This is a genomic window from Actinomadura geliboluensis, from assembly GCF_043197915.1.
Lineage (GTDB): Bacteria > Actinomycetota > Actinomycetes > Streptosporangiales > Streptosporangiaceae > Spirillospora > Spirillospora geliboluensis.
Genome location: NZ_JBICUA010000008.1, coordinates 92216 through 108250, shown reverse-complemented (window position 1 = coordinate 108250; position 16035 = coordinate 92216). Strand labels below are relative to the sequence as shown.

The window sequence follows — 16035 nt, the reverse complement described above, 5'->3', positions numbered from 1 at the left end:
GAGGGTGTCTTCCGCGAAGCTCCAGCGGAGCGGAAGACACCCTCAACCCCCGCAAGCCGGGGGGCGTGGGGGGTCGCCCCCCCACACACACAGAGCGGAAGACACCCTCAACCCCCGCAAGCCGGGGGGCGTGGGGGGTCGCCCCCCACAATGTCAGGCCCGAACGACGATCGTGTTGCAGATCTTGTCGGCGAAGGTCTGCTTGCGGTCGTCCCACAGCGGCCAGAGGAAGCCGATGTAGCACAGGAAGCTGTCGGCGATGTGGGCGATCTTGCGGACGAACGCCATGCCGAAGCCGATGGGCTGGCCGGTCTGCGCGCTCACCAGGCGGATGCCCATCTGGCGCTTGCCGATGGACTGGCCGGTGGTGCCCTCCTGGTAGCAGATCCACAGGCCGCCCGCGATGGACAGCGCCATGCCGACCAGCATGAACAGCAGGCCGAGCACCGCGGCGCCGCCGCTGCCGGAGCTGGTCAGCAGCATGCTGAGCAGGTAGAGGACGAAGACCGGACCGGCGAAGATCAGGTAGTCGATGATGTAGCCACCGGCACGCGAGCCCCACTCGGCCAGCTGGCCGGTCGAGCCGTAGTGGTGGTGGTGGACCTCCTGGTAGCCCGGCTGGGCGGGAGGCTGCTGGCCGTAACCCGGCTGCGCGGGGGGCTGCTGGCCGTATCCGGGCTGCGCCGGGGGCTGGCCGTAGCCCGGCTGCGCGGGCGGCTGGCCGTAACCGGGCTGCGCCGGGGGCTGGCCGTAGCCGGGCTGGGCCGGGGGCTGCTGGCCGTACCCGGGCTGTTGCTGCCCGTAGCCCGGCTGCTGACCGTACGGGTCGTAGGGGTTACCCACACTTGCTCCTTTTTGATTGACCCTGTGGTTATGTGACGCCCGCCGGACCCGGTGGGCTCCGCAAGTCTGGCCGAGGTTCGACTTCGGCTCAAACCCGCAGGACGTCCAACCGGACGAGCTGCCACAGCTCCGACCCCACGAGGGCGGTGCCGAGCATCCAGGCACGGGTCTTCGGCTGGAGTGCCCACCACCGTCGTCCCAGGCCCAGCGGTGCGGCGGCGACGGCGATCGCGCCGGTCAGGGCGACCGGGTTCGCGAGGACGGCCTGGACCGGACGGCCCGAGCCGAGCTCGATGAACACGGTCGTGCCCCCGCACATGGGACACGGGATTCCGGTGAGCGCCCGTAGGGGACAGAGCACGCCGGGGTCGTTGACGCGGTGGATCCATGACGCGCCGATGGCCGCGACGGCCATCGCCGCAACGCGCAGCGCCGTCCCCAGGGGGCCGTGCCGCGCTGCGGTGAGGGTCCGGCTGACGATCCCGCCGAGCGCACCTTGCGGTGCACCGGTGGCCGCCGCCCCGGGCGCTCCCCCCAACGAATCCTCCGCCTCGATGACATACAGGTGAGTGCACCCGTATATCGGGTGCACCCGGAGGCAGGTCAAGTGCGGGCAACGATCCGCGACAGGACCGTTACGGAGTGCACGGCGACTCCACCCCAGGGGTAAGAGTAAGACAAATGGGCAGGTACGTGGGCACTCTTTCTTGCTAAGAGTTTCATGAATCGTCGGCGGCGCACGCGTGGGGGAAAGCAGGGGCGCGAGAGGAACGCGCGCGGAACGCGCCGGCCGAGTTCACGGTGCCACGTACCGAGATCACGATGCCACGTACGGGGAGGACCCGACGTGCGGTGAGAACCCGACGTGCGGTGAGGGCCCCGGTGCGACGCGAGGCCCCGGGGGCGTCAGCTCTGCGCGGCGGCGCCGACCACAAGCGGACCGCCGGGGGCGGGCAGGTGCTCGGCCTCGACGACGTCGGCGATGACCGCGGTGATGTTGTCGGGGCCGCCGTTGTCGCGGGCCAGCTCGATCAGCCGGTCGACGGCGCGCTGCGGATCGGCCTCCGCCGACACGACCTCGTAGATCGCCTGCGCGTCGACCGGGCCGCTCAGGCCGTCCGAGCACAGCAGGTACCGGTCGCCGAGCCGGGCCTCGCGCAGGCGCAGGTCGGGCTCGCGGTCCTCCCGGCCGTCCAGCACCCGGTACAGCACGTGGGAGAGCCGCGACGTCTCGGCGGGGTCGGCCTGCTGGCCGGCCTGCTCCGCCTCCGCCTTCAGCAGCTCGTCCATCGTGTGGTCCTGGGTCATCTGGAACAGCTCGCCGTCGCGGAGCAGATAGCCGCGCGAGTCGCCGACGTGCGCCAGTGCCACGGACTCCCCGGACCAGAGCATCGCGGTGAGCGTGGTGCCCATCCGGCTGAGGTCGGGACGTTCCTCGCGGACGATGCGGAGCTTCTCGTTGGCCTCGGCCACCGCGCGGCCCAGCATGTCAACAAGATCGTCCTTGGGGGCAGCGGTGTCCAGCGAGCGCAGTGAGCCGATGACGGTCGAGCTCGCGACCTCGCCGCCCGCATACCCGCCCATGCCGTCCGCGACCGCGATCAACCACGCACCGGCGTACCCCGAGTCCTCGTTGTTCTCGCGGTTGCACCCGATGTCGCTGCCTGCTGCGTACCTGATTGCTACGTTCATACCAATTTCGATGACGATCCTGTCAGAGGAGTTGTATCAGTAGCGGACAGTGGATTCCCCGGTTTCCCCGGCGGAGCCGGACGATCCGACACCGTGCCGGACCGCGTACAGCGCCGCCTGCGTCCGATCCTGGACTCCCAGTTTCATGAGCAGATTACTGACGTGCGTCTTGACCGTCTTCTCGGACACCACGAGCGCGCGCGCGATCTCCCGGTTGGACCTGCCCCGCGCGATGTGCACGAGCACCTCCCGTTCCCGTTCGGTCAGCGCGGCCATGCCGCGGTCGTCGTCCCGCTCCGCCGTCCCGTCCCGCAGCATCGCCTCGGCCGCGTCCGGCGCGAACAGGACGTGCCCGTCGTTGACCGCCCGGATCGCCTGGACGAGCGCCTGCGGGTCGACGTCCTTGTACAGGTACCCGGCCGCACCCGCCTGCACGGCCGGCAGCACGTGGCCCCGCTCCGTGACGCTGGTGAGGACCAGGACCCGTGCCTTCACCCCACGAGCCCGCAGCTCCGTCAGCGCGGCCAGACCGTCGGCGCCCGGCATCTTGAGGTCCATGAGCACGATATCGGGCTCCAGCGATTCGGCCAGTGTCACGGCCGACGCGCCGTCCTCGGCCTCGCCGACGACCTCGATGTCGTCCTGGATGCCGAGGAACGTGCGCAGCCCCTGCCGGACGACCGGATGGTCGTCGGCGATGAGCACCTTGATGACACCCGGCTCCGCCATCACAGCGCCACCTCCAGCCGGACGGTCGTGCCCCGGCCGGGCACGGCGTCGATCGTGAGCTCACCGCCGATGGAGTGCGCCCTGGCGCGCATGGAGGCGAGCCCCAGCCCGCCCTGGGGCTCGGTGTCGGACGCGTCGAAACCGGTCCCGTCGTCGGCGACCTCCAGCACGGCCTGGCCGTCCGCCGTGGCGAGCCGTACCTCCACCGTGCTCGCGCGGGCGTGTCGCAGCGCGTTGTAGAGCGCCTCCTGGGTGATGCGGAACGCGACGGCCTCGTGCTCCTCCGGCAGGACGACGGCCTCGTCGGCGGAGAAGAGCACCTCGGCCTCGTGCGCCCGGTCGAGGACCTCGACGTGCTTGCGCAGCGACGCGACCAGGCCGTCCGCGAGGTCGGCGGGGCGCAGCTCGAAGATCACGGCGCGCAGCTCGGCGAGGGCCTCGGCGGCGAGCCGCTCGACCTGCGCGAGCTCCTGGACGGTCCGCGCCGGGTCGCGCTCGGCCAGCGCGGACGCCGTGCGCGCCGTCAGCCGCAGCGAGAACAGCTTCTGCGCGACGGCGTCGTGCAGCTCGCGGGCCAGCCGGTTGCGCTCCGCGACGACGGTCAGCTCGCGGTTGTGCTCGTAGAGGCGGGCGTTCGCCATCGCGATCGCGGCGTGCGCGGCGAACAGGGTGAGGAGTTCCTCGTCGCCCTCGGTGAAGCCGCCCGGGGTGCGCTTGTTGGCCAGGAAGACGATGCCGAGCACGTCCTCGCCGTCGCGTATCGGCACGCCCAGGAAGTCCTTCAGGACAGGGTGCGCGACCGGCCAGCCCTCGAACTCCGGCTCCCGGCGGATGTCGCCGAGCCGCTTCGGCACGTCGCCCTTCAGCATCGCGGCGAGCATGCCGTGCTGGCGGGGCAGCGGGCCGATCCGCTCCCACTCCTCCTCCGACACGCCCTCGACGACGAACTCGGCGAACGACCCCTCGTCGTCGGGCACGCCGAGCGCCGCGTAGCGGGCGTCCAGCAGCTGCGCCGCCGCCCGCACGATGACCTGCAGCACCTCGTGCACGGACAGGTGCCGGGTCACCGCGAGCACGGCGGAGCTGACGGCGTGCAGGGTCGCGCCCTGGTCGCCGCGGCACCCGTCGTCGGTCTGCATCCCGGCCTCTCGTCCTCCCGGGCCGCCCCTCGCGAGCGGCCCGGATGAGCTCCCCGCGGTGCTCACTGCTGAAGACCGTACTCTCTGGGCGGGTCTTCCCGAATCAGCCTGGACGAGTATCCCCGCCGCCGGAGCGGGACCCGGGTCCTACGACCATCAGACGAGCCGCCGGGGAACCGGCGGCCGATGCCGCCGGACGCCCCGGATTCCTAGCGTCGGTGACATGAAGACGGCACTGATCACAGGAGGCTCCCGGGGCCTCGGGCGGGCGCTCGCCGCCGAGCTGGCGCGGGACGGCTGGACGCTCGTCATCGACGGCCGCGACCCCGTCGCGCTGGCGGCCGCCGCCGCGGAGACGGGCGCGACCGGCATCGCCGGGGACGTCGCCGACCCCGCGCACCGGGCCGTCCTCGTCCAGGCCGTGTCCGGCGGGCTCGACCTGCTCGTCAACAACGCGAGCACCCTCGGGCCCACGCCAATGCCCCGGCTGGACGCGCTGCCGGTGGCCGACCTCGCGGACACGCTCGCGACGAACGTGCTGGCGCCGCTCGCCCTGATCCAGGAGGTCCTGCCGAGCCTGCGGGGGCGGCGCGGCGCGATCCTCAACATCACGTCGGACGCGGCCGTGGAGGGCTACGGGACGTGGGGCGGCTACGGGACGTCCAAAGCGGCGCTGGAGCAGCTGTCGAACGTCCTCGCGGCCGAGGAGCCCGACGTGGCCGTGTGGTGGGCGGACCCCGGCGAGATGAACACGGACATGCTGCGCGCGGCCGGCGAGGACGCGGACGCCGCGCCCCCGCCCGCCGAGGCCGCCGCCGCCCTGCACCGGCTGATCGCCGACCGCCGCCCGAGCGGCAGGTACCGCGCCTCCGACCTGGTGAGCGAGCGATGACGGCCGTCCTGGACCATGATCGCGTGGCTGATTCGGGGCGAAGTGTCCTTTCTGCAGGTTTTCGTGGTCCGACGTTCGGGATCGTGCTGGTCGTCACGCTGCTGGCGTTCGAGAGCATGGCCGTCGGCACCGTCATGCCGGTGGTCGCGTCCGACCTGGACGGCCTGGCGCTGTACGCGTGGGGGTTCAGCGCGACGCTGATCAGCAGCCTGCTGTCCACGGTCCTGGCGGGCGGCTGGGTGGACCGGTCCGGCCCGGCGCGGCCGCTCATGATCGGGCTGAGCACGTTCGTCGTCGGGCTCGTGGTCGCGGGCGCGGCGCCGACCATGGGCGTCTTCGTCGCCGGCCGCGCGGTGCAGGGCCTCGGCACCGGCGTCTCGCTCGTCGCGATCTACGTGGTGATCGCCCGCGTGTACCCGGAGGCGCTGCGGCCGCGGGTGTTCGCGGCGCTGTCGGCGGCGTGGGTGCTGCCGTCGCTGATCGGCCCGGCGGTCGGCGGCGCGGTGGCCGAGCACGCCGGCTGGCGGTGGGTGTTCCTCGGGCTGATCCCGCTGGTGATCCCGCCCGCGCTGCTGCTGGTGCCCGTGATCCGCCGCATCAAGCCGGTGGACGCCGCCTCTGGGGCCGGCGCAGGGGCGAGCAAGGGGCGGTACGTCGCCGCCGTGGCCGTGGCGGGCGGCGCCGGCGTCCTCCTGTACGGCCTCGACGGCGCGGGCTGGGTGATGCTCCCCGCCGCCGTGGCGGGCCTCGCCGGGCTCGCGTACGGCCTCCCCCGGCTGCTGCCCGCCGGGACGCTCCGGCTGCGCCGCGGCCTGCCCAGCGTCGTCCTCGTCCGGGGCCTGCTGGCGGGCGCGTTCGTCGGCACCGACGTGTTCATCCCGCTGGCGCTGACGAAGCTGCACCACTTCAGCCCGACGCAGGCGGGCATCGTCCTCACGGTCGGCGCGCTCGGCTGGTCGGCCGCGGCGCAGATCCAGGGCCGCTCGCGGCGCCCCCGCGAGTTCTACGCCCTCCTCGGCGCCGTGCTCGTCACCGCCGGGATCGTCCTCGCCGCCGTCGCGCTGCAGCTGTCCGGCTGGCTCGCCGCCCCCGCGTGGATCGTCGGCGGCGCCGGGATGGGCTTCGCGATCGGCAGCCTGTCCGTCCTGCTCCTCGCCCTGTCCCCGGAGGACGAGCAGGGCGTCAACTCGTCCGCGCTCCAGATCAGCGACACCCTCGGCTCCTCCCTCGTGGTCGGCGCCGCGGGCGCGCTCGTCACCGGCTTCGGCGTCGACCGGCTCGGCACCGGGCTCGCCGTCGCCGGCGTGCTGTTCGCCGCGATCGCCCTCCTCGGGGTCGTCGCCGCTCTCCGGCTGGAGGTCTCGAAATGACCGTCGACTTCACCCTGCCGCCCGCCCTCGAAGCCCACGAGCCGCCGGAGGCGCGCGGCCGGACCCGGGACGGCGTCCGCCTCCTGGTGTCGCGGCGCGCGTCCGGCGCGGTCTCCCACCACGCGTTCCGCGACCTGCCGGCGCTGCTCGACCCCGGCGACCTGCTCGTCGTGAACACCTCGGCGACGCTGCCCGCCGCCGTCCGGCTCGACCGGATCAGCGTGCACTTCTCCACCCCGGTGCCCGGCGGCGACGACCGGCTGTGGCTCGTCGAGCTGCGCCGCCTCGCCGGGAAGGCCAGCCGCCCCTACGCCGGCGGCTGCCCCGGCGAGTGGATCCCGCTGCCCGGCGGCGCCACCCTCACCCTCGTCGAGCGGCACACCCGCCGGCTGTGGCGGGCACGGCTCAGCACCGACGTCGTGCCCTACCTGCGGCGCCACGGGACGCCGATCAGGTACGGGTACGTCCGCCGCGACTGGCCGGCCGCCGCCTACCAGACCGCGTTCGCCCACGACCGGACGACCGGCAGCGCCGAGATGCCGAGCGCGGGCCGCCCGTTCACGCCCGAACTGGTGACGGAGCTGGTCTCGCGCGGCGTCCTGATCGCCCCGATCACGCTGCACACCGGCGTCGCGTCCCCCGAGGCGCACGAGCCGCCGTACGCCGAGCGCTACCGCGTCCCGGAGCCGACCGCGGCGCTGGTCGAGCACGTCCGCGCGCGGGGCCGGCGGGTGATCGCCGTCGGCACGACCGCCGTCCGCGCCCTGGAGACGGCCGTGGACGCCTCGGGACGCGTCCGCCCGTCCTCCGGGTGGACCGAGCACCTCGTGACGCCGGAGGGCGGCGTCCGAGCCGTGGACGGCCTCCTCACCGGCCTGCACGAGCCCGCGTCGTCGCACCTGCAGATGCTCACCGCCATCGCGGGCCGCGACCTGCTGGCCACCACCTACGCGGCGGCCCTGGCCGAGCGGTACCTGTGGCACGAGTTCGGCGACCTCAACCTGATCATGTAGCCGTCTCGCATGCCGGACCTGCCGCACGCCCCCCACGTCAGGGCCGGTACCGTGAAAACAGTTATGGACGGGTCAGCACAGCGCACGCTCCTCATCACACTCACCGGACGCGACCGCCCCGGCGTGACCTCGCGCCTGTTCCGGACGCTCGCCGACTTCCCGCTCACGGTCGCCGACGTGGAGCAGGTCGTCATCCGCGGCCGGCTCGTCCTCGGGGTCCTGCTCGCCTACAGCGAGGGCGCCGACATCGGCCGCGTCTGGAACGCCGCCGAGCACGTCGCGAACGACCTCGACATGGAGATCGAACTCTCCACGGGCCGCAACCGGCGGATGCCGAAGCGCACCGGGCGGCTGCACGTCACCGTCCTCGGCGCCCCGCTGAAGCCCGCCGCCATGGCCGGGATCTCCGGGCGGATCTCCGCGCACGGCGCCAACATCGACCGCATCGAGCGGCTCGCCCAGACCCCCGTCACCTGCATCGAGATGGACGTCTCCGGCGCCGACCCGGACGCGCTCCGCGCCGCCCTCACCGCCGAGGCCGCCGAGCAGCAGGTCGACGTCGCCGTCCAGCAGAGCGGGCTGAGCCGGCGCGCCAAGCGGCTGATCGTCATGGACGTCGACTCCACCCTCATCCAGGGCGAGGTCATCGAGCTGCTCGCCGAGCACGCCGGCTGCCTCGACGAGGTCGCCAAGGTCACCGAGGCCGCGATGCGCGGCGAACTCGACTTCGAGGGGTCCCTCCGCGAGCGCGTGGCGCTGCTCGCCGGGCTCGACGCCGCCGCCATCGACGACGTCCGCGAGAAGCTTCGGCTCGCCGCCGGCGCCCGCACCATGGTCCGCACGCTGAAGCGCCTCGACTACAAGTTCGCGATCGTCTCCGGCGGCTTCACCCAGGTCACCGACGCCCTCGTCGACGACCTCGGCATCGACTACTCCGCCGCGAACACGCTGGAGATCGTCGACGGCAAGCTCACCGGCCGCGTCACCGGCCGCGTCATCGACCGCGCGGGCAAGGCCACCGCGCTGGAGCGCTTCGCCCGCGAGGCCGGCATCCCGATCAGCCAGACGGTCGCGATCGGCGACGGCGCCAACGACCTCGACATGCTCCAGGCCGCGGGCCTCGGCATCGCCTACAACGCCAAGCCGGTCGTCCGCGAGGCCGCCGACACCGCCGTCAACGTCCCCTACCTCGACACGATCGTCTTCCTCCTCGGCATCTCCCGCGAGGAGGTCGAGGCGGCCGACGCCGCCGACGCCGCGGCCGACCGCCCGAACCCCGCCGCGTAGGCCCGCCGCCCCGCCAGGGGCCGCCGGCGAGACCGTCCTCGCGGCGCGCCTCGCCTGGACGCACGGGCTCCCGCTGGACGACCTCCTGCCCGCCCTGCGGGAACTCGCCGCGACCGACACGGCGGACTTCGACGGCTGCGAGCGGCGGATCGGCGCGGCCGAGATCGTCCTGGACCTCACCGGCGACACCGCCACCGCGCTGCGCACCGCCGAGGCGGTGCTGGCGGACGGCCGCGCGCCCGCGATCCGAGCCGCCCGGCTCGCCGGACGGCTCGGCGCGGAGGCCGCCGCCCTCGTGCCCGCCCTGCGCGCGATGGACGACGACGTCACGTTCCACTACCCGGCCGCCCTCGCGATCAGGGAGATCACCGGGGAGAGCGGTCCACTGGTCGACGCCGTCGCCCGCCGGCTCCTGGAGCACGGCGCGGGCCCCTGGCTCACCGAGGCCGCCCGCGAACTGGGCGACGCGTTCGAACCCCTCGTCCCGGGCCTGCGCCGGCAGGCGGGCATGGACCGCAACACCCTCCCGCCGACGTCCCTCGACACCCTCATCCCCGGGGACCTGGAGCAGCTGTCCGTCCTCGCGGACGTGCTCGCCGCCTGGGACGGCCGCGACCGCCCGGCCGATCCGGGCCTTTAGGCAGTGATCATCGGGGTACGGGTGAGGCGTGGGGAGAGGGCTCTCCGCGGGCGAGCAAGTGAAGGCGGAGGGACCGGCGGTGCTGCAGCGTGCGCGGGAGGCGTACGTTCAGGCGAACGGGCAGGCGACGCCCATGTACGGGGTCGCCGCGGCCGTCGCGGTGGCGGTGCCGCTGATCGCCGGGGCGCTGACCGGGCACGCCGCGCAGGGCTCCATGATCGCGCTCGGCGCGTACCTGGTGGCGCTGCGGGCGCCTGAGGGGCCCTACGGGGCGCAGGCCCGCAGCCTCACCGTCGGGGTGCTGGTCGTCGCGGTCGGGGCCGCGGTCGGCGGGCTGCTCAGCGGGCACCTGTGGCCGACCGTGATCGTGGTGCCGCCGCTGATCGCGCTCGGCGTCGCGGTGCCGCGGATCGGGTCCACGGCCGGGCTGGCGGTACTGCTCAGCGCCGTCCGGCCGCCGTCCGCCGACGTGATCGACATCGGGCTGCTGGAGCTGATCGGCGGCCTGTTCACCGCCGGGCTGCTGCTCGCACCGTGGCCCGCGCGGCGGCTGCGCCCGCTGCGCGCCTCGCTCAGCGAGTGCGCCGACGCCGTCGCCGAGGCGCTCGACGCGGTCGCCGAGGACGTCGCCCCGCACGACGCCGGACCGCTCGACGCCGTCGAGATCACCAACCCGGACCTGCGCGCCGTCACCCGGATCCCCGACTGGGAGGCCAAGCGGCGGGCCGCGTCCGAGTCGCTCACCGAGGCCCGCGCGACCTACCGCCTCTACCGGACGGGACGCGGCCGCAGCGACCCCACCCGTCCCGAACGGCTCATCGACGCGCTCGGCCGCGTCCTCCACGAGACGGTGACACTGCAGGCCGTCCTGGAGGCGGCGAAGAACTATCCGCCGGACCGCGAGTGGCAGCTGGAGACGCAGACCGCGATCTCCGCGCTCGCCGCGCGGCTGCGGCTGCTCGCCGGGGCCGTCGCGACGGCGGGCGAGGCGCCGCTCGGCCGGGAGGAGTCCGCGGCCGTCCGGCGGATGGGGCGGGCGGCCGAGCAGATCCGGCGCGCCGGGCTCGCCGGCGACGAGGACCTCGTCGCGGTCGCGCTGATCGGCCAGGTGCGCCGCTCCATCGACCGCATCGCGGGCGAGGTCGCCTCGACCCGCCGGATCGTCGCGAGCGGCCTGCGGATCGGGTTCGCGCCGCCGCACCTGCCCGGCGGCCTCGACCCGCTGCCGGCGTGGGACCGGATGGGGCACGCCGTCCGCACCCGGTCCCCGGCGTTCCGGCAGGTGGCGCGTGTGTTCGTCACGGCGGTCGTGTCGATGGCGCTGGCCGCCGCGCTCGGCCTCTCGCACGGGCACTGGCTGACGATCACCGCGATGCTGAGCCTGCGCGCCACCTACGGCGAGACCGTCGACCGGCTCGTGCAGCGCGTCGGCGGCACCGCGGCCGGGTCCGCCGTCGCCGCGGTCATCCTCACCCTGGCGCCGGGGCAGCTCACCGTCGCCGTGATCGCCTTCGCGTTCGCGATGGCCGGATTCGCGATGCGGTCGGTGAACTTCGCCTACTGGGCGCTGTTCGGCACGCCGCTCGCGATGATGCTGCTCGACTTCTCCACCCCCGCCGGCTGGGCCACCGCGGGGGAGCGGATCGCGCTGACCATCGCCGGGACCGCGCTGTCGTACCTCGCCGTCCGGCTGCTGTGGCCCGCCGGGCACCTGGAGCGACTGCCCACGCAGCTGAACCGGCTGCTGCGCACCCACGCCGACCTCGTCCGGGCGACGGCGGACGTCCTCGCGGGCGAGCAGGTCCGGCTACCGCACGACACGATCGTCGCGGCGGAGCGGGCGGCGGAGGCCGTCGCCGAGACCCGCACCCGGCTCGGCCACGAGCGGCTGCCCGACACCGAGCTGATCAACGAACTGCGGACCGCCGTGGACGCCGCGCACCGCACCCGCGACCACCTCATCGCCGTCGCGCGGCTGTCCCGGGAGAAGGCCGTCGACACCGGGCCCGTCCCCGAGATCCTCGACCGGCTCGCCGACGAGTTCGAGGAGACCGCCGTGCTGCTGGAGGAGCCGGAGGAGCTCGACCCGAAGCACGTCCCGCCGGTCGAGGAGCTGGGCGAGGAGCTCGCCGACCTCGACTCGCACCTGTCCACGCTCACCCGGCGGCGCCGCGCCGAGATCAAGGCGGGCATCGACCGCGACGAGGTCACCCCGCTCCGGCAGGCGCTGCTGCAGGTGTCGGGCACCCGCTACACGATCAGGTCGCTGCGCCGGGACGCCGGGACGGTCGTCGAGTCGTCTCTCATCGCCGCGGCGCCCCGCCCCTGAGGTCAGTCCTTCGGCGTGCGGACGGTGCGGAGCGTCCCGAGGCCGGGCCGCACCTCGCTCCACGCGCCCGGCAGGTCGATCACCGCGAGCGCGCAGGTGGGGAACGTGGCCGGCGACTCCCCGGTCAGGTCGTGGACGAACTGGTGCACGGACGGGTTGTGCCCGACCAGCAGCAGCGTCCCGGCGTCCTCCGGGGCCTCGGCGACGAGGCCGAGCAGCTCGTCCGGGTCGTTGGCGTAGATCACCGGCTCGTAGTCCGCCGGCGCGTCCACCGCCAGCAGGTCGAGCGTCTCCCGCGTGCGGGCCGCCGGCGAGCAGAGCACCCGGCCGGGGACGAGTCCGTTCGCGCGCAGCCACTCCCCGGCCGCCGCGGCGTCGCGGCGCCCGCGGTCGTTGAGGACGCGGTCGATGTCGGCCGTGCCGAACCCGGCGACGGCCTTCGCGTGCCGGAGCACGATGAGCGTGGGCATGACCGCAACACTAGGCGGGCGGTCACGGCGCGGCGAGCGCCGCCAGCCCCCACAGCACGAGAAGGATGCCGAGCATCCCGCAGATCACGAGGGCGAACCCCTTGGGCCCCGACATCGCCGGCTTGCCGCCGCCGCTCGTCACAGCGCCTCCCGATGGTCCCGTCCGGGGCCGGAGACGTCCGGCCCTCCCCCTCAAGCGTACGGCCGCCCACCCATGCTCCGAACCCGCCCCCGCCCGAGCCGGTGACCAGCGAACACGGGCGCTCCGAGCCGGGAGGCCCCCTCCAGGTTCTGGGACGCTTTCTCCCCCGGACATGCGGAAGGGCCGGCGGTGGCTGCGCCGCCGGCCCTTCCAGGGTGATGCGTCTAGCCGTTCTTCGCGGACTCCTCCTCGGAGGTCGCGGCGCCGTTGGAGTCGGCGCCGACGGCCGCCTCCTCGGGAGCGGCCTCCTCGACGGCCTCGGCCTTGCCGCCGTCCACGGACGCCTTGCCGGACGTCCCGCCCTCGACCGGCGAGCCGCCCCCGGGGGCCGCCTCGGCGATCGGGTCGGCGCGCCGCTTGGAGATCACGATCGCCGCGACGACGACCCCGACGGACAGCACCGTCACGCCGACGCGCAGCGCGGTGTTGCCCGCGTAGGTCACCACCGCGTCCGCGATCAGCAGCGCGACCAGGTTCATCACCTTGATCAGCGGGTTGATCGCGGGACCGGCGGTGTCCTTGAACGGGTCGCCGACCGTGTCGCCGATGATCGTCGCCTCGTGCGCCTCGCTGCCCTTGCCGCCGAGGTGGCCCTCCTCGACGAGCTTCTTGGCGTTGTCCCAGGCGCCGCCGGAGTTGGCGAGGAACACCGCCATCAGCACGCCCGCGGCGATGGCGCCGCCGAGGAACGCGCCGAGCGGCGCGTACCCGAGCGCGAAGCCGACCGCGATCGGCGCCATGATCGCCAGCAGCCCGGGGGTGGCCAGTTCGCGCTGCGCGTCCCGGGTGCAGATGTCCACGACCCGGTCGTAGTCGGGCTTCTCGGTGTAGTCCATGATCCCGGGCTTGGTGCGGAACTGCTCGCGCACCTCCACCACGACCCGGCCGGCCGCCCGGCCCACCGCCATGATCGCCACGCCGGAGAACAGGAACACCACGGCCGCGCCGACGATCAGCCCGATCAGCACGTTCGGGCTCGCGATCGACAGGTTGAAGTCGAGGAACTCGGCGCCGATCGCGTCCTTCGCGCTGCTGGACGCGTCGCTGAGCGCCGCGATCACCGTCGTCCGGAACGAGCCGAACAGCGCGGTCGCGGCGAGCACCGCCGTCGCGATCGCGATGCCCTTGGTGATCGCCTTGGTGGTGTTGCCGACGGCGTCCAGCCGCTCCAGGACGGACGCGGCCTCGCCCTGCACGTCCCCGGACATCTCCGCGATGCCCTGGGCGTTGTCCGACACCGGCCCGAAGGTGTCCATCGAGACGATGACGCCGACCGTGGTCAGAAGCCCGGTGCCGGCCATCGCCACCGCGAACAGCGCGACGGTGGTGTTGCCGAAGCCGAGCAGGAACGCCCCGTACACGGCGCCGCCGATGACGAGCGCGGTGTAGACGGCCGACTCCAGGCCGAGCGAGATGCCGGACAGGATGACGGTCGCCGGGCCCGTCCGGGCGCTGTCGGTGACCTCCTTGACCGGCTTGCGGTTGGTCTCGGTGAAGTAGCCGGTGAGCAGCTGGATGATGCTCGCCAGCACGATGCCGATGATCACCGAGCCGAGCGCGACCCAGCGCGGGTCGGCGTCCAGCCCGCGGATCGACTCGTCCGCGACGCCCTTCAGGTCGGCGAACGACGACGGCAGGTACACGAACGCGGCGATCGCCACGAGCACCGCCGAGATGCCCGCCGAGATGAAGAACCCGCGGTTGATCGCCGACATGCCGGAGCGGTCCCCGGCGCGGGGCGCCACCGCGAAGATGCCGATCACCGCGGTGACCACCCCGATCATCGGGACGATCAGCGGGAACACCAGGCCCTCGGTGCCGAACGCCGCGGTGCCGAGGATGAGCGCGGCGACCAGCGTCACCGCGTACGACTCGAACAGGTCGGCGGCCATCCCGGCACAGTCGCCGACGTTGTCGCCCACGTTGTCGGCGATCGTCGCGGCGTTGCGCGGGTCGTCCTCCGGGATGCCCTGCTCGACCTTGCCGACGAGGTCGGCGCCGACGTCGGCGGCCTTGGTGAAGATGCCGCCGCCGACGCGCATGAACATGGCGAGCAGCGCGGCGCCGAAGCCGAAGCCCTCCAGCACCTTCGGCGCGTCGCCCTGGTAGGCGAGGACGACGACCGCCGCGCCGAACAGGCCGAGGCCCACGGTGAACATGCCGGCGACGCCGCCGGTGCGGAACGCGATCCGCATCGCGGTCTTCTCGCCGTCCGCCTCGCGGGCGGCGGCGGCGACCCGGACGTTGCCGCGCACCGCGAGCCACATGCCGGTGAACCCGGTGACGGCGGAGAACAGCGCGCCGATGACGAAGAAGATCGACCGGCCGATCCGCTCGCTCGTCGAGTCGGCGGGAAGCAGCAGCAGAACGAGCGGGATCAGTACGACGAAGACCGCGACCGTTCGGAACTGGCGTTTCAGGTAGGCACTGGCGCCCACCTGTACGGCCCGCGCGATCTCTTGCATCTTGGCGGTGCCCTGGCCCGCGGCCAGGACATCGCGGACGAGACCCGCGGCGACGGCCAGTGCGAGCAGCGCGATCACGGCGACGACGACGACCAGGGAGAGGTCGCCGCCGCCGAGATCCACTTCTGCGCTGGCCGGGCTTGACAGGGAAAACCCGGACATCCGTCCTCCTCGACAGGGGCGTTGCGACTCGATCGTCACAAAGAAGACGATCTTTACCGCGTACCCCGCGAGTCATGATTTCGAACACCTCGCACGGCAACGCGGGTGCCGGGAGTCTACGCACGCGCAAGTCGAATGTTAAGGCCGCACGGCCCTTCACAGAGATGTCGCCGAAATGCAACGAGCAATACGCCGGGATTTGACCCATACGCCCGCCCAGCCGCCATCACCCCAGGTCAACCGGGGTTAACCGTCCCTTACCTCACCGTCACCCTGACGGGGGCATACGACATTGGACGCACCGGCCCGACGTCCGGCGTCCCATTCAAGCTAGGCATTAACACGGAATATGTCCAGACCCAAATCGGCCGAACCGAGATCAACTACAAGAGAATCTCACAACCCTCGCAACACCAGCCCCACCACCCCCAAATCCACAACCGGCCAACAGCCCCCACTAGACGAGAACAGCACCAACCCAGCAACGAACACGCCCCACCCCCACCGACCACGCGCAGCGGTGGCAAGAGAGAGCGTGTGCGTGGGTGAAGGGCGGGCTCTAGTCAGTGATGGGGAGCGTGCGGTGGGCGTCCCAGACGGGAGGTCAACGACGTCGCGGTCAGACCGGTCGTGAAGGTCGCGCTGCCGCGCGGCGGCTGAACGGCCGGGTGGGGCACCTGGGCGGCCGCGGACGAGAGCGAGTGGCAGGCGCGAGTGAGTGCGTACCGGTGCAGAAGAGCGGTGGGGAGGAGCCTTGGCGGCCCCGGCGGGCGGGCCGAGGGGTCACCGGGGTGAGGTGGGT

The 16035-nt window shown here is 73.2% G+C and carries 13 protein-coding genes; 6 read left to right on the top strand and 7 right to left on the bottom strand.

Annotated features, from left to right (window positions below; genetic code table 11):
- Positions 1-153: 153 nt before the first annotated feature.
- The 5 genes from ACGFI1_RS25330 to ACGFI1_RS25310 form a co-directional block, all read right to left on the bottom strand.
- On the bottom strand, positions 154-843 hold the full coding sequence (locus ACGFI1_RS25330) for an RDD family protein (RefSeq protein ID WP_138639534.1): 690 nt from the start codon (positions 841-843) through the stop codon (positions 154-156).
- Between the two features lie 88 nt (positions 844-931).
- Complete coding sequence (locus ACGFI1_RS25325) at positions 932-1381, bottom strand: DUF2752 domain-containing protein (RefSeq protein WP_240808288.1); 450 nt, start codon at positions 1379-1381, stop codon at positions 932-934.
- Between the two features lie 368 nt (positions 1382-1749).
- Positions 1750-2535 (bottom strand): PP2C family protein-serine/threonine phosphatase, encoded by a 786-nt coding sequence (locus tag ACGFI1_RS25320; protein WP_138639535.1) that lies wholly within the window; start codon positions 2533-2535, stop codon positions 1750-1752.
- 36 nt (positions 2536-2571) lie between these two features.
- Positions 2572-3264, bottom strand: a complete 693-nt coding sequence (locus tag ACGFI1_RS25315; protein WP_386871921.1) for a response regulator — start codon at positions 3262-3264, stop codon at positions 2572-2574.
- Positions 3264-4403, bottom strand: coding sequence for a GAF domain-containing sensor histidine kinase (locus ACGFI1_RS25310; protein ID WP_392788461.1), 1140 nt, complete (start codon positions 4401-4403; stop codon positions 3264-3266). Before ACGFI1_RS25310 ends, ACGFI1_RS25315 begins: the two co-directional genes overlap by 1 nt.
- 223 nt (positions 4404-4626) lie before the next feature.
- Here ACGFI1_RS25310 and ACGFI1_RS25305 point away from each other — a divergent pair, with 223 nt between their 5' ends.
- From ACGFI1_RS25305 to ACGFI1_RS25280, 6 genes are all read left to right on the top strand, one after another.
- A complete protein-coding gene (locus tag ACGFI1_RS25305; RefSeq protein ID WP_392788458.1) occupies positions 4627-5295 on the top strand; it encodes an SDR family NAD(P)-dependent oxidoreductase in 669 nt (222 codons plus the stop codon).
- 83 nt (positions 5296-5378) lie between these two features.
- Positions 5379-6665: an MFS transporter gene (locus ACGFI1_RS25300; protein ID WP_392788455.1), complete on the top strand. Its 1287-nt coding sequence runs from the start codon at positions 5379-5381 to the stop codon at positions 6663-6665.
- On the top strand, positions 6662-7678 hold the full coding sequence (locus ACGFI1_RS25295; protein ID WP_392788453.1) for an S-adenosylmethionine:tRNA ribosyltransferase-isomerase: 1017 nt from the start codon (positions 6662-6664) through the stop codon (positions 7676-7678). The genes ACGFI1_RS25300 and ACGFI1_RS25295 overlap by 4 nt, the downstream gene beginning before the upstream one ends.
- Before the next feature lie 63 nt (positions 7679-7741).
- The gene (serB, locus tag ACGFI1_RS25290) at positions 7742-8965 is read left to right on the top strand and encodes a phosphoserine phosphatase SerB (protein ID WP_138639541.1); all 1224 of its coding nucleotides are present in this window, start codon (positions 7742-7744) and stop codon (positions 8963-8965) included.
- A 217-nt stretch (positions 8966-9182) separates the two neighbouring features.
- Positions 9183-9605 carry a hypothetical protein gene (locus ACGFI1_RS25285; RefSeq protein WP_392788451.1) on the top strand — a complete coding sequence of 141 codons (423 nt, stop codon included), beginning with the start codon at positions 9183-9185 and terminating at the stop codon, positions 9603-9605.
- Positions 9606-9684: 79 nt separating this feature from the next.
- Positions 9685-11934: an FUSC family protein gene (locus tag ACGFI1_RS25280; protein ID WP_392788449.1), complete on the top strand. Its 2250-nt coding sequence runs from the start codon at positions 9685-9687 to the stop codon at positions 11932-11934.
- A gap of 2 nt (positions 11935-11936) precedes the next feature.
- Here the strand turns inward: ACGFI1_RS25280 and ACGFI1_RS25275 are convergent, their stop codons facing one another.
- Positions 11937-12404 carry a SixA phosphatase family protein gene (locus tag ACGFI1_RS25275; protein WP_392788447.1) on the bottom strand — a complete coding sequence of 156 codons (468 nt, stop codon included), beginning with the start codon at positions 12402-12404 and terminating at the stop codon, positions 11937-11939.
- 366 nt (positions 12405-12770) lie between these two features.
- Positions 12771-15233 (bottom strand): sodium-translocating pyrophosphatase, encoded by a 2463-nt coding sequence (locus ACGFI1_RS25270; RefSeq protein WP_392788445.1) that lies wholly within the window; start codon positions 15231-15233, stop codon positions 12771-12773.
- Positions 15234-16035: the final 802 nt, after the last annotated feature.

Coding starts and splice junctions, on each gene's coding strand:
- ACGFI1_RS25320 (WP_138639535.1), bottom strand. CDS start 2,535: ATGAACGTAGCAATCAGGTACGCAGCAGGCAGCGACATCGGGTGCAAC.
- ACGFI1_RS25315 (WP_386871921.1), bottom strand. CDS start 3,264: ATGGCGGAGCCGGGTGTCATCAAGGTGCTCATCGCCGACGACCATCCG.
- ACGFI1_RS25310 (WP_392788461.1), bottom strand. CDS start 4,403: ATGCAGACCGACGACGGGTGCCGCGGCGACCAGGGCGCGACCCTGCAC.
- ACGFI1_RS25305 (WP_392788458.1), top strand. CDS start 4,627: ATGAAGACGGCACTGATCACAGGAGGCTCCCGGGGCCTCGGGCGGGCG.
- ACGFI1_RS25295 (WP_392788453.1), top strand. CDS start 6,662: ATGACCGTCGACTTCACCCTGCCGCCCGCCCTCGAAGCCCACGAGCCG.
- serB (WP_138639541.1), top strand. CDS start 7,742: ATGGACGGGTCAGCACAGCGCACGCTCCTCATCACACTCACCGGACGC.
- ACGFI1_RS25275 (WP_392788447.1), bottom strand. CDS start 12,404: ATGCCCACGCTCATCGTGCTCCGGCACGCGAAGGCCGTCGCCGGGTTC.
- ACGFI1_RS25270 (WP_392788445.1), bottom strand. CDS start 15,233: ATGTCCGGGTTTTCCCTGTCAAGCCCGGCCAGCGCAGAAGTGGATCTC.